The 23,475-nt window shown below is 65.2% G+C and carries 27 protein-coding genes; 21 read left to right on the top strand and 6 right to left on the bottom strand.

The genetic code is table 11. The annotated features are described in order from the left end of the window. Positions 1-12: 12 nt before the first annotated feature. Both B7Z66_07570 and B7Z66_07565 read right to left on the bottom strand, forming a co-directional pair. Positions 13-1,146: a hypothetical protein gene (locus B7Z66_07570; protein ID OYV76773.1), complete on the bottom strand. Its 1,134-nt coding sequence runs from the start codon at positions 1,144-1,146 to the stop codon at positions 13-15. Next, positions 1,147-1,875: a hypothetical protein gene (locus B7Z66_07565; GenBank protein OYV76772.1), complete on the bottom strand. Its 729-nt coding sequence runs from the start codon at positions 1,873-1,875 to the stop codon at positions 1,147-1,149. Positions 1,876-2,380: 505 nt separating this feature from the next. On the opposite strand from B7Z66_07565, the gene B7Z66_07560 reads away from it, so the two are divergent. The 6 genes from B7Z66_07560 to B7Z66_07535 all read left to right on the top strand — a co-directional run bounded on the left by B7Z66_07560 (position 2,381) and on the right by B7Z66_07535 (position 7,164). Further along, entirely contained in the window at positions 2,381-3,406 is a 1,026-nt protein-coding gene (locus tag B7Z66_07560; GenBank protein ID OYV76771.1) for a tRNA dihydrouridine(20/20a) synthase DusA, read from the top strand. A gap of 47 nt (positions 3,407-3,453) precedes the next feature. Continuing rightward, positions 3,454-4,158: a glutamine amidotransferase gene (locus B7Z66_07555; GenBank protein OYV76770.1), complete on the top strand. Its 705-nt coding sequence runs from the start codon at positions 3,454-3,456 to the stop codon at positions 4,156-4,158. Between the two features lie 150 nt (positions 4,159-4,308). Next, complete coding sequence (locus B7Z66_07550) at positions 4,309-4,794, top strand: 2-C-methyl-D-erythritol 2,4-cyclodiphosphate synthase (protein ID OYV76769.1); 486 nt, start codon at positions 4,309-4,311, stop codon at positions 4,792-4,794. Between the two features lie 243 nt (positions 4,795-5,037). Continuing rightward, positions 5,038-6,084, top strand: a complete 1,047-nt coding sequence (locus B7Z66_07545) for a tRNA pseudouridine(13) synthase TruD (GenBank protein OYV76783.1) — start codon at positions 5,038-5,040, stop codon at positions 6,082-6,084. Next, positions 6,084-6,626: a hypothetical protein gene (locus B7Z66_07540; protein ID OYV76782.1), complete on the top strand. Its 543-nt coding sequence runs from the start codon at positions 6,084-6,086 to the stop codon at positions 6,624-6,626. Before B7Z66_07545 ends, B7Z66_07540 begins: the two co-directional genes overlap by 1 nt. A 247-nt stretch (positions 6,627-6,873) precedes the next feature. Continuing rightward, complete coding sequence (locus B7Z66_07535; protein ID OYV76781.1) at positions 6,874-7,164, top strand: hypothetical protein; 291 nt, start codon at positions 6,874-6,876, stop codon at positions 7,162-7,164. 18 nt (positions 7,165-7,182) lie between these two features. Here B7Z66_07535 and B7Z66_07530 read toward each other — a convergent pair whose 3' ends face one another. After that, entirely contained in the window at positions 7,183-7,725 is a 543-nt protein-coding gene (locus B7Z66_07530; GenBank protein ID OYV76780.1) for a DNA mismatch repair protein MutS, read from the bottom strand. A 164-nt stretch (positions 7,726-7,889) separates the two neighbouring features. Between B7Z66_07530 and B7Z66_07525 the strand changes: the two genes are divergently transcribed. The 6 genes from B7Z66_07525 to B7Z66_07500 all read left to right on the top strand — a co-directional run bounded on the left by B7Z66_07525 (position 7,890) and on the right by B7Z66_07500 (position 13,503). Further along, positions 7,890-8,639 carry a 5'/3'-nucleotidase SurE gene (locus B7Z66_07525; GenBank protein OYV76768.1) on the top strand — a complete coding sequence of 250 codons (750 nt, stop codon included), beginning with the start codon at positions 7,890-7,892 and terminating at the stop codon, positions 8,637-8,639. A 27-nt stretch (positions 8,640-8,666) separates the two neighbouring features. Further along, complete coding sequence (locus B7Z66_07520; GenBank protein ID OYV76779.1) at positions 8,667-9,299, top strand: protein-L-isoaspartate O-methyltransferase; 633 nt, start codon at positions 8,667-8,669, stop codon at positions 9,297-9,299. Next, entirely contained in the window at positions 9,299-9,877 is a 579-nt protein-coding gene (locus B7Z66_07515; GenBank protein OYV76767.1) for a hypothetical protein, read from the top strand. The genes B7Z66_07520 and B7Z66_07515 overlap by 1 nt, the downstream gene beginning before the upstream one ends. Beyond that, on the top strand, positions 9,877-10,584 hold the full coding sequence (locus tag B7Z66_07510; GenBank protein OYV76766.1) for a hypothetical protein: 708 nt from the start codon (positions 9,877-9,879) through the stop codon (positions 10,582-10,584). Before B7Z66_07515 ends, B7Z66_07510 begins: the two co-directional genes overlap by 1 nt. 93 nt (positions 10,585-10,677) lie before the next feature. Then, positions 10,678-11,676, top strand: a complete 999-nt coding sequence (locus B7Z66_07505) for an RNA polymerase sigma factor RpoS (GenBank protein ID OYV76765.1) — start codon at positions 10,678-10,680, stop codon at positions 11,674-11,676. Positions 11,677-12,426: 750 nt separating this feature from the next. Continuing rightward, positions 12,427-13,503 carry a hypothetical protein gene (locus tag B7Z66_07500; protein ID OYV76764.1) on the top strand — a complete coding sequence of 359 codons (1,077 nt, stop codon included), beginning with the start codon at positions 12,427-12,429 and terminating at the stop codon, positions 13,501-13,503. Positions 13,504-13,720: 217 nt separating this feature from the next. Here B7Z66_07500 and B7Z66_07495 read toward each other — a convergent pair whose 3' ends face one another. Next, positions 13,721-14,158 carry a hypothetical protein gene (locus B7Z66_07495; protein OYV76778.1) on the bottom strand — a complete coding sequence of 146 codons (438 nt, stop codon included), beginning with the start codon at positions 14,156-14,158 and terminating at the stop codon, positions 13,721-13,723. A 484-nt stretch (positions 14,159-14,642) separates the two neighbouring features. Here B7Z66_07495 and B7Z66_07490 point away from each other — a divergent pair, with 484 nt between their 5' ends. Further along, positions 14,643-14,864, top strand: a complete 222-nt coding sequence (locus B7Z66_07490; GenBank protein OYV76763.1) for a hypothetical protein — start codon at positions 14,643-14,645, stop codon at positions 14,862-14,864. Between the two features lie 99 nt (positions 14,865-14,963). Continuing rightward, positions 14,964-15,170: a hypothetical protein gene (locus B7Z66_07485; protein OYV76762.1), complete on the top strand. Its 207-nt coding sequence runs from the start codon at positions 14,964-14,966 to the stop codon at positions 15,168-15,170. A 344-nt stretch (positions 15,171-15,514) separates the two neighbouring features. Here B7Z66_07485 and B7Z66_07480 read toward each other — a convergent pair whose 3' ends face one another. Next, positions 15,515-15,898, bottom strand: a complete 384-nt coding sequence (locus B7Z66_07480; GenBank protein OYV76761.1) for a type 1 pili tip component — start codon at positions 15,896-15,898, stop codon at positions 15,515-15,517. 132 nt (positions 15,899-16,030) lie between these two features. Between B7Z66_07480 and B7Z66_07475 the strand changes: the two genes are divergently transcribed. Beyond that, on the top strand, positions 16,031-16,564 hold the full coding sequence (locus B7Z66_07475; GenBank protein ID OYV76760.1) for a hypothetical protein: 534 nt from the start codon (positions 16,031-16,033) through the stop codon (positions 16,562-16,564). An 85-nt stretch (positions 16,565-16,649) separates the two neighbouring features. On the opposite strand, the gene B7Z66_07470 is transcribed toward B7Z66_07475, so the two are convergent. After that, complete coding sequence (locus tag B7Z66_07470; protein OYV76759.1) at positions 16,650-16,943, bottom strand: RNA-binding protein; 294 nt, start codon at positions 16,941-16,943, stop codon at positions 16,650-16,652. A 99-nt stretch (positions 16,944-17,042) separates the two neighbouring features. Between B7Z66_07470 and B7Z66_07465 the strand changes: the two genes are divergently transcribed. The 6 genes from B7Z66_07465 to B7Z66_07440 all read left to right on the top strand — a co-directional run bounded on the left by B7Z66_07465 (position 17,043) and on the right by B7Z66_07440 (position 23,432). After that, on the top strand, positions 17,043-17,270 hold the full coding sequence (locus B7Z66_07465; protein OYV76758.1) for a hypothetical protein: 228 nt from the start codon (positions 17,043-17,045) through the stop codon (positions 17,268-17,270). A gap of 33 nt (positions 17,271-17,303) precedes the next feature. Further along, positions 17,304-17,924, top strand: a complete 621-nt coding sequence (locus tag B7Z66_07460) for a 23S rRNA (uridine(2552)-2'-O)-methyltransferase (GenBank protein OYV76757.1) — start codon at positions 17,304-17,306, stop codon at positions 17,922-17,924. 96 nt (positions 17,925-18,020) lie between these two features. Then, positions 18,021-19,955, top strand: coding sequence for an ATP-dependent metalloprotease (hflB, locus tag B7Z66_07455; protein ID OYV76756.1), 1,935 nt, complete (start codon positions 18,021-18,023; stop codon positions 19,953-19,955). 276 nt (positions 19,956-20,231) lie between these two features. Then, positions 20,232-21,077: a dihydropteroate synthase gene (locus B7Z66_07450; GenBank protein ID OYV76755.1), complete on the top strand. Its 846-nt coding sequence runs from the start codon at positions 20,232-20,234 to the stop codon at positions 21,075-21,077. 100 nt (positions 21,078-21,177) lie between these two features. Continuing rightward, positions 21,178-22,590 (top strand): phosphoglucosamine mutase, encoded by a 1,413-nt coding sequence (locus B7Z66_07445; GenBank protein ID OYV76754.1) that lies wholly within the window; start codon positions 21,178-21,180, stop codon positions 22,588-22,590. Between the two features lie 89 nt (positions 22,591-22,679). Next, complete coding sequence (locus B7Z66_07440) at positions 22,680-23,432, top strand: triose-phosphate isomerase (protein OYV76753.1); 753 nt, start codon at positions 22,680-22,682, stop codon at positions 23,430-23,432. Positions 23,433-23,475: the final 43 nt, after the last annotated feature.

Genomic DNA, 23,475 nt, shown 5'->3' with positions numbered 1-23,475 from the left:
CCGGTGCCGGCGTCACGGCGCGAGGTCGAGACGTTTCAATAGCGAACCGCAGGCGCGGGGCAGATCGAACTGTTTTCGTGCCAGACGGATGCCGTCGTTGAATTTGGTCGCGGGATGCAGGATCGCGGCACGGATGCCCGCGGTGATCGCCGCCGCCGAGGCGGCGGCGCAGAGTATGCCGACCTCGAATTCGCCGAACAACCGGGGCAGGTCTCCCACAGGGGTGGCGATCAACGGGCACCCTACCTGTATGGCATCGGAGAATATCACCGGAATGCTCTCGATACGCGACGGTAGCACCACATAGTCCGCCCAGGTCAACAGCCGGGCGGCTTCGTCCCGGTCCTGATAGCCGCGCAGCGTGACCGGCCGCCCCGCCGCGGCGAGCGCGTTACCGGCGGTTCGGACCGGTTCCTCCAGAGGACCGCCGCCACAGATGCGGATCTCCTCGATCGCACGCCAGTCGTCGTCGTTCAGTTGGTCCAGGGCTTCTAGTAACAGGTCGATACCCTTGTTGGTATGCCAGCGGCCGAGAAACGCAAGCCGGTACGGTGGCGCGCTGCGCAGCAATTTTGGTTCGCATGCCGACATCCGGCGCACGCTGGGCAGAAACTCGCAGGGGCGCTGCGCCAGGGCCTCGACTTCCCGGCCGAGGAGGTAACCGTCCGCGAAGCAATGTCGGCCGGCTCGCAACACGCCTCGGAGCAGGTTGCGGATCAGGGGGATATGCCCCAGCGACCAGATGTCGCTGCCCAGCGCCCAGCAGCTGTAGGGGACGTCATGCCGCTTCCCGATGCGGCGCGCCCAATAACCCGACGGGAGTGCCCATAGCGCCAGGATGTGGTCGATGGGCGGTCCCGCCGTCAACGTTTCCGCTGCGCGCTGCCCGGCGTGCAGTGTTCTGATGATCGCGGGCCAAGCGGTGGGGTTGGCGGGTCGCAGCAGCGACAGCGGCAGGCTCGGGACCGCGAACCGGCGTACCGTGAGGGCCCCCTCCGTGTCCACCCGGGCGTGACGCGCCGGGGCGAGGACCGTGACTTGGACATGCCGCGCCAGTTCTTCAGCGAAGTCCGCCACGAACGCACCGGCTGCCTCGCTGCCGGGTTCCCGGTCCGGGTACGAGGTGCTGATCAGTGCCAGGTGCATTTATGCGGGCTTGGTCAGGACAAGGCGGTAGCCGAACGGCATGAAGTCGACCTGGGGCGTTATCCGTGCCGTGGACCATGCGAGCAGGTTGATGCAAGGAATCAGCAGTGGTAGAAAAATGGCCAGGAGCGCAAACGGGTTGCGGGTGCGGATGCAGTCGAGCAGGGTCTTGCTCAGGGCGATGTTAGTGAGCAGGGCTGCGGACTCGATGGCATGGCCCTGTGCAGTCTCCTCGGCGATGGAGAGCCCGTGGCGTTGGGCGAGGGAGCGCAGCCCGTGCCGGGTCCACCGCGTGAAGTCCAACGGGGCATCGTGTATCGGATACAGGAACGGCACGAACACCACGCAGCGCCCGCGCGCGCGTAGGACCCGGAAGATCTCGCTCAACGCGGCGTCCGGGTCGGGCAGGTGCTCCATCACGTCCAGCAGGAGCACGGTATCGATGCTCGCGGCGGGGAACGGGAGTAACTGGGCGGTGGCATACACCTGGGGCCGGGTGTGATACCACTGGCTGGCGGTCTGGTAGTAGTCCAACGGGATATATTCGCAGTCCCCGGACAGATAGTGACGGGGCTTTTGCTCCGCGCTGCCGATGTCAAGCACGCGCCCGCTGGACAAACGGCCAGCGTGACGCAGATTGGGTGCCTCCTGAAGAAAGACCAGCCACTGGGGATGGAGCGGTGTGTGTTTAAGCGCCGATACCAGTCGGCGCAGGGCGGGGTATAGCATGGTCGGGCGCTGAGCCTCCGGGGCGGGGTGTTCAGTGCGTCGGCCGCATCTTTGTATACCAAGCGCATGCGGGTATGCCGCTCCGCCACCCGCGGCGACGGATCGGTCCGTCGCCGTAGCTTCGTCGCCGCCGCTCGCGACTGTTCCGCGGGGTGACAAGGTCGTGGAGGCGGTCCACGGAACCGACTGGTGCAGGATATCACGGATGTTGCGCGAAGGTGACTACAACAGGCCGCTGGGCGGGGGTCCCGGGGTTATGGTGTCCCTCCCGCTATGGGCGCGTGCAGCGCGCCCTCTGCGAACCCACTCCCCGACGAGCGTGCCGCAGCCAGGCGGCCGAAAGCGCGGGCCGTACCCGCGGCGGCGCTGGGCTGGAGCAGGGGCTCGGTGGACTTGGCGGGGATGCGGATGGACGCCATGGCCCGCGGCGGGCCCGGCGGATCTCACGTTGTATTGGCAGGCGATTCCACTGAAAATAGCCGCTATCGATGCCGATGTCTTCCCAATGAACCAACCTTGCTCCAAGACGCGACTCTCCCGACGCCTTGCCGTGGCGCCCATGATGGATTGGACCGACCGGCATTACCGTTATCTGGCGCGGCTCATCTCGAGCCGTGTGCTGTTGTACACGGAGATGATCACTACCGGCGCGCTGCTGCACGGGATGCCTGAGCGCCTGTTGCGTTACGATCCCGCCGAACACCCGGTGGCGGTGCAGCTCGGCGGCAGCGAACCCGGCGACCTTGCCCGCTGCGCGCGACTGGCCGCCGCGGCCGGATTCGACGAGATCAACCTGAACGTGGGATGCCCCAGCAATCGGGTGCAGTCGGGCCGGTTCGGGGCCTGCCTGATGGCGGAGCCGGAACGAGTGGCGGATTGCGTGGCCGCCATGGGCGATGCGGTGGATCTGCCGGTGACGGTGAAGACCCGCATCGGGATTGACTATCGGGATTCCTACGAGGCCCTGGCCGGGTTCATCACGCGGGTGGCGGACGCCGGCTGTTCCACTTTCGTGGTGCATGGGCGCAAGGCTTGGCTGCATGGGCTCAGCCCGAAACAGAATCGCGAGATTCCGCCCCTGCGCTACGACGTGGTGTACCGGCTCAAGACGGATTTCCCTATGCTGGAGATCGTGCTCAACGGGGGTGTCCGCAGCCTGGAGGACGCCGCTGCGCACCTGCAACGGGTGGATGGCGTCATGATCGGACGCGAGGCCTATCACAACCCCTATTTTCTGGCCGCGGTGGACCAACGTTTTTATCACGATTGTCGCCCAATGCCGGGACGCATGGAGGTGGTGGAGCGCTACCTGCTCTACGTGCGCCGGGAATTGGCCGCCGGTACCGCGCTGCGACCTTTAGTGCACCCCTTGTTGGGGATGTTTCAGGGCGTGCCCGGCGCGCGTGTCTGGCGCCGGCGCCTGAGTGCAGGGCTCCAGCGCCCCGGTGCGGGGGCGGAGCTGATCCTGGACGCCGCGTTGGAGTTGAGCGTTCGTGACGAGATTGCATGCTCCGCGGTGGCCAGTGGCTGATGCGATTTTCCGATGGTGATGGCAGTGACGTCAGAGGAGATCCGTCGATGAAGTCCGCAGTGGTCGTTCGTCATGTTCCCTTTGAGGACCTGGGGAGTTTCCGGGCGGTCCTGGAACGGAACGGGTACCGGATCGAGTACCGGGAGGCGGGCATCGACGATCTCGCTGGCCTGGAGCCGGAGGCCGAGCTGCTGGTGATTCTGGGCGGACCGATCGGCGCCAACGACGAGGCGGATTACCCGTTTCTGGTGGACGAGCTGCGGGTGCTGGAAACGCGGCTCGCTGCCCGGCGCCCGACCCTGGGGATCTGCCTGGGTGCCCAACTCATGGCCCGGGCCCTGGGGGCACGGGTCTATACGGCGCCCCGCAAGGAGATCGGATGGTCTTCATTGCGTCTGTCGGAGGCGGCCCGCGGCGGCTGCCTGGAGCCCCTCGGGACGGACGACGTACCGGTGCTGCACTGGCATGGTGACACTTTTGATCTCCCCCAGGACGCCCGCCGTTTGGCCAGTACCGAAATCTGCGTGAACCAGGCCTTCGCCTGGGGACCGAGCGCGTTGGCGCTCCAGTTTCACCCGGAAGTCACCACCACAGGGCTGGAGCGCTGGTGGATTGGACACGCCGCGGAGATCGGCGGTACCGCCGGCCTATGCGTGCGGCGGTTGCGCGAGGATACCCGCCGCTGGGGACCGACCCTGGAGCGGGTAGGTCCCGGTTGCCTGGACGCGTGGATCCGGGAGGTTGGTGGCTGACGGGACAGGGTTTGTCCAGGCAGCGTTCCCATGCCGCGCCGCCCCGGGGATCCTCCTGCGCCGCACCGGATATGCTATTGTGTGAACGCTCTGCGGGGCAGGCCCGCCCGTACTTTATCAACCGGAAATTGGGATCGAGTCTGAAGCGCCATGCGTATCGGTCACGGCTACGACGCCCACGCATTTCAGGATGGCCGTGCCCTCGTGCTCGGGGGGGTGCGCATCCCCTTCGACCGGGGTCTTGCCGCCCATTCCGACGGTGATGTGGTGCTCCATGCGTTGTGCGACGCGTTGCTGGGCGCGGCAGCCCTCGGAGACCTGGGACAACATTTCCCGGACAGCGATCCCCAATACAAGGGTGCGGACAGCCGCATGCTAGTGCGCCACGTCGTGACGCTTCTGGCGCGGCAAGGGTTGCGGGTGGTCAATGTCGACCTGACCGTCATTGCGCAGGTTCCGCGGCTCGCACCCCATCGGGAGGCCATGCGTGCCAACGTGGCGCAGGATCTGCGGGTGGAAGTGGGGCAGGTGAACCTGAAGGGGACTACCACCGAAGGCATGGGGTTCACCGGGCGGCAGGAAGGGATCGCCGCACACGCCGTGGCGCTCCTGGCCCCGGCCGCCGCCAGCGGCTGAGCCGCCCTGGAGCGTCGGTCCGGCCCATCCCACGGGATGCATGCGCGACCCCCCGGCCGGTTCCGCCGCCATTCCCAGGTGTCTGTTCGGGGACCCTGCGCGTAGCGGCGCGACGGGGCAATCGGGGACCGACCGTTTTCCGGTCGTTCAAGCGCGGCATGGGCCTATTCGACGAGATGGATCGGGAGCATGGACCGATTGGATACCGCCGCCGTGCCGCGATACCCCCGGCTGGCGCCTCCCATGGCAGGGGGCCGCAGCACCTTGGAGCCGGCGTTGGCGCGCTTGGGGGACGTCCCCGCCGTGACGGGCCGGATCCGAGCGTGCCCGGAGGATTTTCAGGTGGAGGAGGACCTGGGGTTCGCGCCCGACGGCAATGGTGAACACTTCCTGATCCAGATCCGCAAACGGGACTGCAATACCCCGTGGGTCGCCCGGGAACTGGCGCGGATCGCGGAGGTGCCGGCGCGGGACGTGAGCTACGCAGGACTTAAAGACCGCCACGCGGTCGCGGTGCAGTGGTTCTCGATACGGGTTCCCGGTACCCGTGAACCGGATTGGGCGCAGTTGGAAGGTGATGCCTTGCAGGTGCTGAGCGTGTCACGCCACCGTCGCAAGTTGCGCCGAGGCGCGTTGCACGGCAACCGGTTTCGTATCCTGCTGCGGGAACCCCAAGGCCCCTGGGACGATCTGGAGCGCCGCGTGGCCCGGGTTGCCCGGAGCGGGGTTCCCAACTATTTCGGGCCCCAGCGTTTCGGCCTGCAATACGGCAATGTAACGGCGGCGCAGGCGTGGTTCCGGGGGGACACCCGCGCGCCCGACCGGCTCCGCCGCGGACTTTATCTGTCGGCGGCCCGCGCCCACCTGTTCAATACCGTGCTTACGCGCCGGGTGCAGGCAGGGGACTGGGATCGGTTGCTCCCCGGAGAGGTGGCCATGTTGGAAGGTACCCACAGCGTGTTCGCGGTCCCGCAACCAGATGCGGTCCTCGAACGCCGCGCGGCGCAAGGGGACGTCCATCCCACTGGCCCCCTGTGGGGCGCGGGCGGTAGCCGGGTCACGGGACACTGCGCCGAAGTGGAGGCCGCGGCCCTGGCCGGCGAGACAACGTTGCGCGCGGGACTGGAAGCGGCTGGCCTGCGGGCGGAGCGGCGCACCCTGCGGGTGATGGTGCCGGCATTGCGTCTGGCTCGGGTCGCGGATGGAGCGGAGTTTGAGTTTCGCCTCCCAGCTGGCGCGTACGCCACCACAGTACTTCGCGAACTGGTGCATCTGGAGACGGAAGCATGATGCGCAGACGGAAACCGGCGCCGCTCCCGGGCGGCACCCAGGACGGCGCCGGGGCCGCGGCGAAGGACGCAGGTCTGGAGCCGTTGCGGGAGGGTGCGTTGGCACCGGAATTCCAGCTCCCGGACCAGAACGGGCGGGTGCGCAGCCTGCACGAGGAACGCGGGCGTTGGGTAGTGCTCTATTTCTACCCGAAGGACGATACCACAGCATGCACCCGGGAGGCCTGTGAATTCCGTGATCAGTTCGTGGCCTTCTCCGAGGCGGGAGCCCAGGTTTTGGGCGTGAGCCTGGACCGGGTGAAGTCCCACGAACACTTCGCTGTCAAGCATGGGTTGCCGTTTCCGATTCTCTCCGACCGGGGCGGCTGGGTGGCGCTGGCCTATGGAGTGCGGGGCGGTCTCGGGCCGCTCAAGTACGCCAAGCGGGCGACGTTTCTGATCGACCCCCAGGGGCGGGTCGCGCGCATCTACCGCAAAGTTAAGCCCAAAACCCACGTCGACGAGGTGATTGCTGATCTGCGTGCGCGGCGCAATCAGGCGTGAGTGATCGGTACGTTAGCGCCTATAGCGATGAGGTTTGAAATAAGGTTTCAATGTTCCAAATCCGGTCTGCGTGCGCAGAAGCGCGTGTGGCCTTCGTCGATACACTCGATTACACTACTCGCACGCTGGTCCGTCCGCCTTCAAAGGAGCGGGATCGCGGACCGGAGGGCCGGCTTAAGCAAGCCGCCGATTCGATCCGTGTAACGTGGTGCAGCTGCGCTGCGGCGTCGATTTGTCAGAGGCTTTCATGGAACAGAGTGCACTCAACCACCGCTGCGTGGAGCTGATGGGGCACCCCCGTGTCAAGCTCCAGATGTGGCACCCGCAGATGTTCTGGTATGTGGAGAAGGATAACCCGAAACCCTCCGACCTGAAGCGTCCGAAGGTGGATCTGTGGGAGCTGGAGGTGATGCTGTCGGCGGCCGCGCGGGAACGTTCCCAGGCCGCCAGCGAACTCAATGCCCGCGTCCCTGGGCGCGCCGACTTCATTGCGCGCGCGGTGCGCAACGGCCAACGCCCGTTGCTGGCCCCCGGCTGAGCGACGCCCGTCGCGCCGTCAGGGGCGGCACAGCAACACGTAGACCGCCCCCGTGCCGCCGTCGACGGGGCGTGCCGAGCAGAATGCCAATACGTCTTCGCGCTGGCGCAACCAGTGGTTCACCTTCTGTTTGAGGACCGGACCGCGGGCATGGGAGCCGTGGCCCTTGCCGTGGATGATGCGCACGCAACGCACGTTCCGCCCACGGCACATCTTTAGGAAACGCACCAGGGACTCGCGGGCCATGGGTACGGTCATCCCGTGCAGGTCCAGCTCCGCGCCCATTGAGAACTGGCCCCGGCGCAGCTTGCGCATCAAGCGGTGTTGCAGGCCCGGCCGGCAGTAGAGCAGTTCCTCGCCGGTCTCCAGTTCAGCAGGGTCGTGGTCGTCAGACAGCAGGTCCTGCAGGACCCGGATCTCGTCCGCGCGGGTGTGGTGGGGCAAGGGGGCGGGGCGTGGGGTGCCCGGTTCCACGTGATCGTCGCCCAGCGGTCGTGCCTTGCCCACGGCGCCCCGGAACAGGGCGCGGTCCTGGTCGCTGATTCGGGGTATTTTGGCCATGTTGCGCTCGTGGGCCGCCCTGCCGATGGTTACAAACCGGGCCAGTATAAGGTGGTGCCGCACCGGCAGCCAGACCGCGGCGGGCGCGTGTGCCGGGCCCGCGGTTTCCAGTATAGTTAGCGGTTGATCCTCTCCACCGCTTAGCAGACGGGCCACGAACGTTCATGAGAATCCTCATCAGCAACGACGATGGTGTCCAGGCGCCCGGGATCGTGCGCCTGGCCCAGGCCTTGGCCGCGGTGGCACAGATCACTGTGGTGGCGCCGGACCGCGACCGCAGCGGCGCCAGCAATTCCCTGACCCTGGACTCCCCGTTGCGGGCCGTGACCCGCGACAACGGGTTTATCTCCGTAGAGGGGACCCCGACCGATTGCGTCCATCTGGCGATCACCGGTCTCCTGGATGAAGAGCCGGACATGGTCATCTCGGGGATCAATTCGGGGGCCAACCTGGGGGATGATGTGCTGTACTCCGGCACCGTGGCGGCGGCCACCGAGGGCCGGTTCCTGGGCCTGCCGGCGATCGCCGTGTCCCTGGTGACCTCGGGTCAGCCCACCTATTACGAGACCGCGGCACGAGTGGTGCTCCACCTTATCGACCGCTTGCGCCTGGACCCGCTGCCGGCGGATACCATCCTCAACGTGAACGTGCCGGACCGCCCCTGGGAGGCCCTCGCCGGTTTCCAGGCGACCCGGCTCGGTCACCGTCACCGCTCGGCGCCGGTGGTGAAAGCGTGGGATCCGCGGGGCCGGGCGATCTATTGGGTCGGGCCGCCGGGCGAGGGGCAGGACGCCGGGCCGGGAACAGACTTCCACGCGGTAAACGCCGGCTATGTGTCCATCACGCCGCTACAGGTGGACATGACCCGCTACGCCGCCCTGGAGAAGGTCGCGAGCTGGCTCGGAGCGCCTTGAGCCGTGAGTCGGCTGAAGGGCATCGGGATGACCTCCCAGCGTACCCGGGACCGCCTAGTGCAGCGCCTGCGCGAGGAGGGCATCGGCAGCGCGGCGGTGTTGCAGACCCTGGCCAGTACGCCGCGCCACTTGTTCGTGGACGAGGCGCTGGCGAGTCGCGCCTACGAGGATAACGCACTGCCCATTGGCTATGGCCAGACCATCTCCCAGCCCTACATCGTCGCGCGCATGACCGAAGCCCTGCTCGCCGATGGCGTGCCGGAACAGGTGCTGGAGGTCGGCACCGGTTGCGGTTACCAGACGGCGGTGTTGGCCGATCTGGTTCCCAAGGTCTATACGGTGGAACGGATCAACGCCCTGCTGGAGCAGGCGCGGCGCCGCTTGCGCAGCCTCGGCCTGCGCAACATCCGCTTCCGGCATGGTGACGGTACCGCCGGCTGGCCGGAAAACGGGCCCTACGGCGGGATCCTCGTAACGGCGGCACCTGAGGAGATCCCGCCGGTGTTGCTGGCGCAGCTCGCCGAAGGCGGCCGCATGGTGATTCCCACGGGTCCGCAGGGGGCGCAGCAGCTGGTAATCGTCACGCGCCACGCCGACGGCTACGAGTCGCGCAGTTTGGCTGCGGTGAGCTTCGTGCCGGTGCGGGGGGGGCTCGACTGATGGCCGTGTTCCGGGCGATCTACGATCGGGCCATTGGATGGGCTGCCCATCGCCATGCCCCTTGGTACCTGGCGGCGGTGAGCTTCTCCGAGGCGTCGTTCTTCCTGCTGCCCCCGGACGCCTTGTTGGCTCCCATGTGCATGGCGCGTCCCCGGCGCTGGCGTCAGTTGGCTCTGATCACTACGGTGACTTCAGTGCTGGGCGCGTTGTTCGGTTATCTCATCGGCCACCTCGCCTTTGACGGCGTGGCGCCCTGGCTGCACCGATTTGGGTATTGGGAGTCCTTTCTCCGGGTGCAGTCCTGGTTTCGCGAGTGGGGCTTCTGGGCGGTCCTGTTGGCAGGTTTCTCACCCGTACCCTACAAGCTCTTTACCATCGCGGCGGGAGTCGTCACCATGTCCCTGCTGCCCTTTGTGGCCGCTTCCTTCCTGAGCCGCGGCGGGCGTTTTTTCCTGGTGGCGGGGCTGATGGCATGGGGTGGCCCGAGGATGCAGGCACGGCTGCGCAATTCCATCGAAGGAATCGGCTGGCTGCTGATCGGAGCGGGGCTGATCGCCTATCTGATGCTGCGTGGCTGATGCGGGCCGCGGTCTCCCTGGTGGCCGTTTCCACACTGTGCGCGGCACTGCTGGCGGGCTGTGCCCCGCCCGGTTACTACGGGAGCCGGGCCTACGCCCAGTACCAGCAGGGCTATCATGTGGTGCGGACCGGGGAGACCCTGTATTCCATCGCGTGGCGGTACCGTTTGAATTACCACTGGCTCGCGGCGTGGAACCGCATTCCGCCGCCCTACCTGATCCATCCGGGGCAGCGTCTGTGGCTGCGCGCCCCCCAGATGGCACCCCGGCACCGGGAGGTGGTGCGGGCCCCGGCACGGCCAGTCCGGGGCCCGGAGCCGGTGTTCACCGCCAGGCCCCTGGCGTGGCGCTGGCCTACTGCTGGACTGGTGGTGCAGGCCTTTGCCGCCCAGGATCCTACGGGCCGTGGCCTGGAAATCACCGGGAAACTGGGCCAGCCGGTGGTCGCTGCGGCGCCTGGGCGGGTGGTCTACAGCGGCAGTGGACTTCGCGGCTACGGGCAGCTTATCATCATCAAACATGGCAATAGTTATTTGAGTGCTTACGGTTACAATCGTAAGTTGTTGGTCAAGGAAGGGGATCGGGTACAGGCGGGACAGCCGATCGCGGAGATGGGCAGCGTCGGTGGCAAACCACCCATGCTGTACTTCGAAATCCGCCGCGATGGCAAGCCGGTGGATCCGCTGCGCTACCTTCCGCGGCGTTGATCCCGACCCGAGGGGTGCCTTGTGGAGCGCCGCCCCAGGACGGGGGAGGCGATCGCGCCGCCGGCGCGGATCGCGAACAGGGGGCTAGGTGCCATGCATCGTCACGGTACATCGGACGACTGGCGGGACGAACAAGACCCCGGCGGGCCTGGTGGCGACGCACCGGCGGCGTCCTCGGACGACCCCTCCTCCGATGCTCTCGCCGCCGCCGAGGAAGATGCGAGCGGCGATTCCCTTCCAGCCCCTGCCCCCGAGTCATACGCGGCGACCGACGCCACTCAGCTTTATCTCAGCAGGATCGGGTTCTCGCCCCTGCTCACCGCTCCGGAAGAAGTGCATTTTTCGCGCCTTGCGCAACGCGGCGACGAGCCTGCGCGGCAGCGCATGATCGAGAGCAACCTGCGCCTAGTGGTGAAAATCGCCAAGCGCTACATGAACCGCGGTTTGCCCCTGCTGGATCTCATCGAAGAGGGCAACCTCGGGCTGATCCACGCGGTAGAGAAATTCGACCCGGAGCGCGGGTTCCGCTTCTCTACCTATGCCACCTGGTGGATCCGCCAGGGCATCGAGCGGGCATTGATGAACCAGACCCGCACCATCCGTCTACCCATCCATGTGGTCAAGGAAATAAATCTCTACCTGCGCGCCGCACGCCACCTGAGCCAACGCCTGGACCGGGAGCCAACGCCCCAGGAGATCGCCGATCTGCTCGACCGGCCCGCCGCCGAGGTGCAACGGATGCTTGGGCTCAACGAACGCACCGCGTCCGTGGATTCCCGGGTCAGCGATGACGTGGAGCGTTCTCTCCTGGATACCATCCCTGACGAGAACAATCCGGACCCGAGCGAACTGGTGGAAGATCAGGACGTGCTGGTCAACCTGGATCTGTGGATGCGGGAACTCGACGAGCGGCAGCAGGAAGTGGTGAAGCGCCGTTTCGGTTTGTTGGGCTACGAGAAAACCACCCTGGAGCACGTCGGCAGGGAGATCGGCCTGACGCGCGAGCGCGTACGCCAGATCGAGCTGGAGGCCCTCCAACGCCTGCGCCAGATTCTGGAGCGCGCGGGGATATCCCCGGAGTTGTTGCGTTAAACCTTCGGTGTAGTTCCGCAGTAGTGGGTATCGGATCCCGCATCCATGATGATGCCCGCCGCGTAGATGGCGGTTTTCTGTGGCCACAGCGCAGAGCGCACAGAACAAGAGACCACACCGCGCCCGATCTATAGTGTCTTTTGCGAGAGTGGGCTGGCTCACGCGGCAGTGAAACCAGTGGCGCTCACAGCAGCTTAGAACCTATCTCAAAATCGCAAATCGGGTGTTCAGGCAAGGCGCGGGCCCTGCGCGGAGCGCCGTTTACACCTTGGCTGCGTCGGCTTGGTTTGCACCGGTCGTTGGAGACCCCAACTTTGGCAACTGGATGTTCATGGATAAGGTGGCTTCGAGTCGCTGCTCTCGGAGAATGGCGGTGCACCCGGCGCGCATCCGCTAACGCTGAACCTTGAGTGCTGGCAATGAAGGGGGGAAGATTTGTTTTGCAAATCATGTACAGACCGCCTAAATTGAAACCGGCGAAACTTTGCCTAAATGTCTTGCTATACATATCCTGCTCGATCACGACATGAGCGAGCACCTTCGACATCTGGCCGATACTACTGAGGTTCAAGGCCCTGTGCAGATCGCTCCGGACGTTGTGGTGTTTCAGGCGGGGGTAGCATGTTGACCCGAGCCTGTTTGGAACGGGTTGCTGCGAGCAACCGGTGTAACCTCGATGCCTAGCGAGCAGGAGCGTATTCGCGTCCTTGACCTGCAGGCCCCACGATATTTTCTCGGGAATCGCGTGACGTGAACGCCACCGACAGGCTGTTGGTATTCGCCGGGGTCATTGTCATTGGCTTGCTTGTTTATCTCCTGGGGCCGGTCCTGACGCCGTTTCTCATCAGCGCATTGCTGGCATACATGGCCGCCCCGTTTACCGATCGACTGGAACGTCTGCTGGCCCACATCGGCCTTGGACGCAGCAGCGCAGTACTGGTGACCTTTCTGCTGATGGTGTTGGCGCTGGCGCTGATATTGCTATTGATGATGCCGCTCGTCGGGCGTGAAATGGCCATGTTGCTGGACCGTTTGCCGACGCTCGCGGAATGGGCGCAGTTCAGCGCTATGCCGTGGTTGCAGCAGCATCTTGGCATCAATATTGCGGGGCTCAATGCGACGAGTATCGGCAAGTTGTTGAGTCAATATACCGGAACCCTCAGCAGCGTCGCGCGAGATGCGATCAGTTCCGGCAGCGCTGTAGTTGGATGGCTGATCAATATCGTGCTGGTGCCGGTGGTGACTTTCTATCTGCTGCGTGATTGGCACGGCTTGACCGAACGCGCACAGGATATCCTGCCAAGGCGGTACGCAGCCGGCATTGTCCGCTTGACGCATGAATGCGATGAAGTCCTCGCCGCATTTTTTCGCGGCCAGTTGCTGGTCATGCTGTCTCTCGGTCTGCTGTACGCCGTCGGCTTGTGGGCCATAGGTTTGCAAGACGCGTTAGCGGTCGGCGTGATCGCCGGCGTGCTCAGCTTCGTGCCCTACCTTGGGGTGATAAGCGGTGTTCTGTTGGCCCTGCTGTCTGCACTGGTGCAGGGGATGACGCCGGTTCTGGGGTTGGGGGTGCTTGCGGTATTCGCTATTGGGCAGATGATGGAAGGGTTTGTGCTTACGCCGCGTATGGTGGGAGAGCGCATCGGATTGCATCCGCTGGTTGTTATCTTCGCCATCATGGCGGGGGGGGCATTGTTTGGCTTTGTAGGGGTGCTGCTTGCGTTGCCAGTTTCCGCCGCCATCAAGGTATTGCTGGGGTATGGCTATGCGCGTTATAAGCGCAGCCATCTATATCAAGGCGATCAATCCGGTGGTCATGCGCACTGAGCAGGCTTTTCCACGGTAACTGCTGGTGAGCATCTCGTTTCCTGGCATGGGCGTTTCGGAGATTTTCCTTCCGCCGCAGGATGGCAGAAATGCAAAGGGCTCGCGTTAACGCGCAACTGCGAGTGCCCCTACGTGTGCGGACGGCTGTGTGAACGCCCAATGGTGCCACGCCCTGATCAATCGAGTCTGGCCCTATTGGCCCGCTTGGCCGGACGCTTTACGAGGCTGGCGGTTCCCGAGTTGCGCGTTCCAATGCTGCTAGCCCCATCAAATAAATAAGCATTGCGCTGTTGTCGGCGTCGGGGCTGGGTAGTATTGAGACATCCTTCGCGATGGTCATATGCGCCATTGCGCGATGGATATCCAAGGCTTTTTGATGGAAGCGGGCGGTGTATGGGTCGCCTTCGACGATGTAGACGACCTTGTCGTATGTGTCCCCGAGCTTCTTCACGTTTTCCCATAGGCTCTCGTCAACGACGCTCAGAATGAGATCGGTAGCCGACTTGTGTTCGACCACGATACCGCCGGGGAGGATATAGTCCCCGACCTCCAGCTCGACGAAAGTCAGGATTACGCCTTCTAGCTGCTCGAGACGTTTGATGAGTTTTCCGCGTTCACGCGTGTCGACGCGAATTTGCAGTTCTGGTGCAGGCATGGCTACTCCGAATTTCATGTGATCGAGGATTGGATCCGCAACACGGTGCGTATACGTTCAGTGTTGCGGCAAGACCTTTGGGTGTCTGCCCAGGGCGCGGAGTGGTGCTGGTGTTCAGTTACAAGTGCTGTTCGCCCATGTTCGTCCCGGGTAGCGGCGGGTGTCAAGGCGGTTTTCGCTCGACCCGTGGGACGATGCTCTATATATATTGCCTAACCGTTCCCGGCCGGTTGGCGCCGCGCTGAAGAATGCCGTGCCCGGTTGGCTGACGGTGACCTGCATCATCGTGCAGGAACGCCCTGATGCCCTGTTCCGCGCCATGGCAGGGGATTTCCACGGCCAGTGGATGATCGTTGGCTTACGGATGGATTACGGACTCCGGCAGAGCGGCGGGGGTGTATACTCAACGTCTCGGGCGGTGGTTCCCGCCGGGTGTTCCGTTTGCGCCGCCGTTCCCGATGTCCATGTCAGATGGAGGCGAGACATGAATGTTGAAAAGCAACCCGAGGATACGATCCGGTTGACGTTCGAAATTTCGGAAGGAGATGCGCTGGCAGGGGCCCTGAGTGAACACGCCGATGCGGTTTCTTCCGCCGCGCTTAATCTTTCCAGCATCTTGCGCGCGGCGCGTTACAACGCCAAGAATTCTTTCCGCCAGCCCCCTGATCCATGGTCACCTGGCGTGCGGCATCCGTCCTATCGGTAGGCGGTCAGTGGGCCGCGTTGCGCATTGCGAGGTTGGTTAGGGCCGGCGCGGCCGGTGGGCGCGCGGGGGTAGCTGGCATTGGGTAGGAGGGACGGTCCCATGTACGTGGAACAGGAAGACAAGGAAAAGGTGGTGGTGGTTATGAGTACCGAAGAGGCGCGGTTGATCCTGGAGACGCTGCGCGGGCAGGGTGATGCCGTGGGCAAGGAGGGTGCGTCATTGGCCGCGGCCCTGGACAACGTCGGTATCGAACTCCCCGCGCGCCCGGATTACCCGCGCACCGAATACATGCCCCCGCGCGACTAGAACCTGTCTCAAATGCATCTCGGTCGCCCATGCGGCGTTGCAGGCCCTGCTGCGGTGCTCATTTAGTGGGTGTAAACTGCGCTCCTCGCAGGGCCCGCGCCTTGTCTGAACGCCCGATCTGCGATTTTGAGATAGGTTCTAATCTGGGGCTCGCACCGGCGTGCGCTTGTGGTCGCCGTTGCACTCATTAGGACGAGGCGCACATCCTGCGCCCGCCTCGACACAGTCGACTACGCGTTGGCGTTCTACGGTCTGTGTATCCCGCCCTTTACTTAGTGCCTGTATCGTAAACAAATGGCCACGGAACCCACAGACCAAGATGCGAAGTTTCCTTGGCTCAACGCCTAATTCCCGGTGGGTTGCAGACCGGAACCGCCGGTAGCGGTCTCCTGTGCGTCACCGGCTGCGGATCCCAGCCGTTCCTGGTGCTTGCGGGTCAGAGTCTCAAAGCGCGGTGTGGGCCCGACGTCTTCGTAGAGGGGATCTCCGAACTCGTCTTCTGCGACGGTGCGGCTGCCGGGAACGTAAGGAAGGGCTTCCTCCAGTTCGTCCAGGGCGGCGGACAGCAGGTCGGTGATGATTTCGGTCTCCGTGCGGTTCGGGTATATCTCCGCGAGCGCAGCGATGCGGGCGGCGTCGTGGATCGGAAGCCGCACCGCATAGGCGTGGCGGGTGTGGGGCGCGCCAGACGCGCGCTCCCAGCGGTGGATCAGGCTATTGACCTTCATCTATGCAAGTCCTCCAAGCCGCGCGGCGCGCCGCCAGGTCGTATGCGCCGCTGGACGGGTTTCCGGGGACCAGCATAGCGCGATCAGGGTATACTGTGGACGCCCGGCCACGCCGCGTCCGATCCGGGGGTGATGTCCACAGGCGCGTTTTCCGGACTTCGGCCCAGGTGGGGCACCGGCATCGCCGCATATCGGGATGCCAGACGATTCCCAGTCCCGGGCGTCGGTTCGGATCGGCCGCTTGCGTTTCCCCTGCGGACCCGGGTGCGCGGGACGCACCGGAGGGTTCCGATGTCGGGGTCACAGATCCATCCGGCCTACGCGGCGGGAGAGCGCGTGCTGCTGGCGTTGTGGGTGGGTGGGATGTGGGTGATCGGATTCATGGCGGCGCCGGTGATCTTTTCGGTGCTGGAGCGCCGTTCCCAGGCCGGGATGGCGGGCCATCTGTTCGGTGCCATAAGCTACTTGGGGCTCGGGTGCGGTGGGGTCTTGCTGGCGGGGCAGTGGTACCGGCGCGGACCGTTTGGCGGCTGGCGGGTCGGGGTGCTGGCGGCGATGTTATTGCTGGCGGCGGTGGGTGAGTTTGGCCTGGAACCTTTTATGGATACAGTGCGCAGCGCCGGCGCGGTAGACCGGGCGCGGTTCGCATGGCCGCATGGGGTGTGACCGTGCTGTTTGTGATTGATCGCCTGCTGGGGGTCGCCCGGGTGCTGTTTGGGCTCGAATCCCGGCTGTGCTGACGGTGCCGCGATCAGGACAACGGGACCACCGGGTGGCCCGGGTTGCGCCGGAACAGGGTGGCGACGTGGCCGACCCGTTTCACCAGGTTCGCGCCGCTGGCGGCGCAGATCCGTTCGATGAGCTGCTCGCGTCCGGCACGGTCGGCGGCGTTCACCCGCACCTTGATGAGTTCATGGTGTTCCAGGGCGCGTTCGATTTCCTGGAGCACGCCGTCGTTGAGGCCCGCGCCCCCGACGATCACGACCGGTTTGAGCCGCTGTGCGCGGCCAAACAACTGCTGTTTCTGTCGTCCCGTAAGTGTCACGAAGGCGTGCTGCCGTAGGGCCTGTCTTTGAGAAAATCGGCGCACAACATAACACGCCCGCGGCGCGGGTTCACTATCGGGGCAAGTCCCTTCAACGGCGTGAAGCTGGAGCTCGGCCTGCTGCTGGTGGTGGGCGTGGTGTTGGTGCTGATTCACCGCCGCATCGTGGCGGGCGCCCTGGGGCAACTGGCGTTGCTGGCGGGGTACGGCGTGGTGAGTCTGCTTTGGATCGTGGCCCGTACCCGGTGGGTGCTGGTGCGCCACGGTGGTGCGCGCCCGATCGCGGGGCGCAAAGGCACCCCCGATTCGCGGGCCCCGCGCCCCTGATTCCGATGTTTTAGGGCACGGGACATCCCGAACATGGCGCGCACCAAGAGCAGTAGCCGCTGGCTCAAGGAACACCACGAGGATCCCTATGTGCGCCGCGCACAACGGGAGGGCTTCCGTTCCCGGGCAGTGTACAAGCTCCAGGAGATCCAGGAGCGCGACCGCATCCTGCGCCCGGGGATGACGCTGATTGATTTGGGCGCGGCGCCAGGGGGTTGGTCCCAGTTCGCCGCCAGCCGGGTTGCGCCCGCCGGACGGGTTGTGGCCCTGGACGTCCTTCCCATGGAGCCGCTACCGGGGGTGGAGGTCCTGCAGGGGGATTTTCGCGACCCGGAGCCGCTGGGGGCCCTCCGGCGCTGTTTGGCGGGAGGAGCGGTGGACCTTGTAATGTCCGACATGGCACCCAATATCAGTGGTATGCGCGCTGTCGATCAGCCACGGGTGGTGTACCTCGCGGAGTTGGCCCTGCTGCTTGCCCAGGAGGTGTTGCGCCCGGGCGGGGATCTGCTGGTGAAGCTGTTCCAGGGGGAGGGCTTTGATTCCTACCTGAAGGAATTGCGGGCGCGGTTCGATAACGTGGCGGTGCGCAAGCCGAAGGCGTCCCGTTCGCGGAGTGCCGAGGTCTACCTCCTGGCCCGAGGTTTCAAGATATAGTATGGTGGTTTACATGCCGATTCGCTGGAAAACGACGGTGCATGGCCCCGCTTCGGCCGACCGGCGTGGCCTGGTCCCCCGTGGGAGGTCTGTGTTTTGAATGATATGGCGAAAAATCTGATCCTCTGGGTGATCATCGCGATCGTCCTGATGTCGGTGTTCAACAATTTTGGACCGAAGACGACCCCCACCCAGTCGGTGGCCTATTCCCAGTTTCTCCATGATGTGAACAACGGGCAGGTGAGCCGGGTGACCATCAACGGCCGGGTCATCCATGGGACGCTGGGTTCCGGCGACAAATTTACCAGCTACAGCCCGGAGACCGACAACCGGTCCATGATTGGGGATCTCCTCAAGAACGGTGTGGAGATCCAGGCGCGTCCGCCGGAGCAGCAGTCGCTGCTGATGCAGATCTTCATCTCCTGGTTCCCGATGCTGCTGTTGATTGGCGTGTGGATCTTCTTCATGCGCCAGATGCAGGGTGGCGGAGGCGGCCGCGGCGCGCTGTCCTTTGGCAAGAGCCGTGCGCGGATGCTCAGCGAAGATCAGGTGAAAGTCACCTTTGCCGACGTGGCCGGCGTGGAGGAGGCCAAGGATGAGGTGGCGGAGCTGGTGGAATTCCTGCGCGACCCGTCCAAATTCCAGCGCCTGGGCGGCAGGATCCCGCGCGGCGTGCTGATGGTGGGTTCCCCGGGCACCGGCAAGACCCTGCTCGCCAAGGCCATCGCCGGCGAGGCCAAGGTCCCGTTTTTTACCATCTCCGGTTCCGATTTCGTGGAGATGTTCGTGGGCGTGGGCGCCTCGCGGGTGCGCGACATGTTCGAGCAGGCCAAGAAGCACGCCCCGTGCATCATTTTCATCGATGAGATCGATGCCGTGGGCCGGCACCGCGGCGCGGGCCTCGGGGGCGGGCACGACGAGCGCGAACAGACCCTGAACCAGCTGTTGGTGGAGATGGACGGCTTCGAGGGCAGCGAGGGCGTGATCGTCATCGCCGCTACCAACCGCCCCGACGTGCTGGATCCGGCCTTGCTGCGCCCGGGCCGTTTCGACCGCCAGGTGGTGGTTCCGCTGCCGGATGTGCGGGGGCGGGAGCAGATCCTTAAGGTGCACATGCGCAAGGTGCCCATCGCGGACAACGTGAACGCCACGGTGATCGCGCGCGGCACACCGGGGTTCTCCGGCGCCGATCTGGCCAACTTGGTGAACGAGGCCGCGCTGTTCGCCGCGCGTGCCAACAAGCGCGTGGTGGAGATGGGCGACTTCGAGAAATCCAAGGACAAGTTGCTGATGGGCTCCGAGCGCCGCTCCATGGTTATGAGTGACGAGGAGAAAAAGCTCACTGCGTATCACGAATCGGGCCATGCCATCGTGGGCCGCGTGGTGCCGGAGCATGACCCGATTCACAAGGTCAGTATCATTCCGCGGGGCCGGGCGCTGGGTGTCACCCTGTTTCTTCCGGAGGGCGACCGTTACAGTTTCAGCCGGCGTCGGTTGGAGAGCCAGATTTCGAGCCTGTTCGGCGGTCGTCTCGCAGAGGAGTTGATCTTCGGACCGGAGTTCGTGACCACCGGGGCCCAGAACGACATCCAGCGCGCCACCGAGATCGCCCGCAACATGGTGACCAAGTGGGGCCTGTCCGACAAGCTCGGCCCGCTGACCTACAGCGAGGAGGATGGCGAGGTATTCCTGGGCCATTCCGTAGCCAAGCACAAGCAGGTCTCCGACGAAACCGCCCACGCCATCGACGAGGAGATCCGCGCGGTGGTGGATCGGAACTACAAGCGGGCGGCGCAGATCCTCCAGGACAATACGGACAAGCTGCACATCATGGCGGAGGCCCTGATGAAGTATGAGACCATCGGATCAGTGCAGATCGACGACATCATGGCCGGGCGCCCGCCGCGGCCTCCGGTGGATTGGGACGATTCGGAGCCCAAGACCGGGCAACCGGTCGACAGTCCCGTGGTCGCTGTTGCGGGCCCGCCGCGTGCGGACGGCAAGATCGGCGGTCCCGCCCAGCAGCACTGAGTCCCGGATCGGAGTTGGCCCCGCGTCCCCGGGCGGCTCCGGTTCTGCGCCGCCGCGGGGATCCCTTAGGAACCTGTCCGAGTAGTCATGGCACTATTGAGACGGTGTCAAATCGGCCCCAATTTTCGACCCCTCTCGTCGCTTAGCGCCGACGATGCTCCTCGAGCGGTCGAGAATCTGTACTCGATTTCCCATGCCCCTCACCGCGCGCAGATTACTTCGACGGGCCCCTAGACCCTTCCGTCCGCGCTTCTGTTCTCGGTACCGGATTTCGGCATGAAGCTCGACTGCGCCGGCAAACCCCTGGACCTGGATCTACCTCAGGTGGTGGGGATCCTCAACGTCACCCCGGATTCCTTCTCCGATGGGGCGCGGTTCATGGACCCGGAGGCCGCGGTGGTCCGTGGGCGGCAACTGGTGGCAGAGGGTGCCGCGGTGGTCGATGTGGGCGCCGAGTCTACTCGTCCTGGTGCCGTTCCGGTCCCGGCCCGGGTGGAACTGGACCGCCTGATTCCGGTGGTCGAGGCCTTAAGCGCGGAACTGCCGGTGCCGATCTCGGTGGATACCAGCAAGGCAGATGTCATGGAGGCGGCGGTCGCCGCCGGGGCCGGCCTGATCAATGACGTCTATGCCCTGCGCCTGCCGGGGGCCCTGGAGGTCGTCCGGGATCTGGGGGTGCCGGTTTGTCTCATGCATATGCAGGGCACTCCGGCTACCATGCAGGACCGGCCTCGGTACCGGGAGGTCGTGGCCGAAGTGCTAGAATTCCTGACGCAACGGCTCACCGCCTGCCAGCGGGCGGGGATTGCGCAGGAACGGTTGCTGGTGGACCCCGGTTTCGGTTTCGGCAAGACCGACGCCCACAACCTGCTGCTGCTCAAGCACCTGGAGGTGTTTCGGGGGCTGGGTTGCCCGATCCTGGTGGGCCTGTCGCGCAAAGGGGTCTTGGGCCGAGTCCTGGGGCGTGCCCTGGATGCGCGGCTGGCAGGTGGCGTGGCGGCCGCGGCCCTGGCAGTCTGGCAGGGCGCGTCCTTGGTGCGCACCCACGACGTGGCGGCTACTTTGGATGCGGTTCGGTGGGCCCACGCGGTGCGCAGCGCCGGAACGGCGTCCGCCGGGTGATAAGGGGCCGACGGCGTAGGCGCGGAGAACGACCCGCCACGGGGCCGCAGCGGTATCCGTGCCGGCGGACGGTTACACAACAAAACAAAGGGATGGGATCATGACGGACGCCAATTTGACGCGCCCCGTACCGGTACGCGCGGAGCCGGCGACGAAGCGTTATTTCGGCACCGATGGGATCCGGGGCCGGGTAGGGACGTTTCCGGCCACTGCGGAGTTCGTGCTGAAGCTGGGTTGGGCCGTGGGGCGAGTGCTGGGGGCGGACTGCGGGAGCAAGGTCCTGATCGGCAAAGATACCCGCATCTCCGGATATATGTTCGAGTCGGCCCTGGAGGCGGGGTTGTCTTCGGCGGGCGTCGATATCCTCCTCTCTGGGCCTATGCCCACGCCGGCGATCGCCTACCTGACCCGCACCCTCCACGCCTGTGCCGGGATCGTGATCAGTGCTTCCCATAACCCTTACTATGATAATGGAATTAAGTTGTTCTCCTCCGACGGCACGAAGTTTCCCGATGAGCTGGAGTTGGCCATCGAGGACGCGCTGGCGCTTCCCTTCGAGACCGTGGACGCGGCCCGGCTGGGGCGCGCCGAGCGCGTGGCCGACGCGGCCGGGCGCTACATCGAATTCTGCAAGAGCACGATCCCCCACAGCATCGACCTGCGGGGTATGACCGTGGTGGTGGACTGTGCCAACGGAGCCAGCTACCACGTCGCCCCCAGCGTATTCGACGAGCTTGGGGCCAATGTGATCGGCATCGGGGTGGAGCCGGATGGTCTGAACATCAACGCCGAATGCGGGGCCACCGCCCCGCAGGCGCTGCGCGACGCGGTCCTCGAACACCAGGCGGACCTGGGGATCGCGCTGGACGGCGATGGTGACCGCCTGATCCTGGTGGACCACCTGGGCGAGATCGTCGACGGCGACGAGGCCCTGTACATCCTCGCGCGGTTCCGCAAGGAGCGCGGGATGCTGAGCGGGGCGGTGGTCGGCACCGTCATGAGCAATCTGGGGCTCGAGCACGCCCTGCGGGATCACGGTATCGATTTTCACCGCACGCCGGTGGGCGACCGCTACATCATGGAGATGCTCCAGGAAAAAGACTGGACCCTGGGCGGCGAATCCTCCGGGCATATCATCTGCCTGGACCGTTCCCGCAGCGGCGACGGCATCGTCTCCGCGCTCCAGGTGCTCTGGGCGATGCGCGAGACCGGCCGCTCTCTGCACGACATCAAGGCCGGCATGACCAAATATCCCCAGCACATGGTGAATGTACGCGTGGCGTCCAATGGCGCGCCGCCCTGCATGTCGGATGGGGTACAGGACGCGGTGCGCGCGGCGGAGTCCCAGCTCGCCGGGCGTGGGCGCGTATTGCTGCGCCCCTCCGGGACCGAGCCCCTGATCCGGGTCATGGTGGAAGGCGCGGACGCCGGCCAAGTGGAGCGCTTGGCCCGGGAGTTGGCCCAGGTGGTGGAGCGGGAGCTGGCCCGCTCCGGCGCCACGCCCCCCGCCTGATCCCGAGCGACACCGTTTCCGTTTGATTTCTCAGGCCTATCCCGTTAAGCTTGCGAGCGCTTTTGAAGGTAGCAGGCGGAGTATTCGGGATGCGACGAAGGCTGGTGGCCGGGAACTGGAAGCTGAATGGGACGCGGGCGGGCATCGCGGCGCTGACGGGTGGAATCAAGGCCGGCCTGGGGTCTGTCGGGGATACTGAGGTCGCGGTGTGTCCGACCTTTGTGCACCTGCCCAGGGTCGCGGACCTGCTGCAGGGTACACCGGTGGCCTGGGGTGCGCAGGATCTGTGCGACCAGGACGAAGGGGCCTACACCGGCGAAGTCTCGGGGCCCATGCTGGCCGAGCTGGGCTGCACCTACGTGATCGTGGGCCACTCTGAGCGGCGCAATCTCTACGGCGAAGATGATGCCGTTGTGGCACGCAAGTTCGTGGCCGCTCGGCGTGCCGGCCTGCTGCCGATCCTGTGCGTCGGCGAACTCCTGGAAGAACGCGAGGCCGGTGTGACCGAACAGGTGGTGGCGCGCCAACTGACCGCAGTCCTGGACTTGGCAGGGGTCGGGGAACTGGCCCATGGGGTGATCGCCTACGAGCCGGTCTGGGCCATCGGCACGGGCAAGACCGCAAGCCCGGCGCAGGCCCAGGAGGTGCATGCCTTCATCCGCGGGACGATCGCGGCGCGGGATGATACAATCGCCGGGCGCCTGCGCCTGCTCTACGGTGGCAGCGTGAAGGGTTCCAATGCCGCTGAGTTGTTCGCCATGCCTGACATCGACGGCGGGTTGATCGGCGGCGCATCCCTGAAGGTTGAAGAATTTCTCGCGATCTGCGCGGCCGCCCGCTGAGTGGCCGCCAGCGCGGGGCTTCATTGATTTTACCGAATCTTAC

The sequence above is a fragment of the Chromatiales bacterium 21-64-14 genome, assembly GCA_002255365.1.
Taxonomy (GTDB): Bacteria; Pseudomonadota; Gammaproteobacteria; order 21-64-14; family 21-64-14; genus 21-64-14.
Note: the sequence above shows the minus strand (reverse complement) of the source record. Positions and strands in the feature narration are given on the sequence as shown.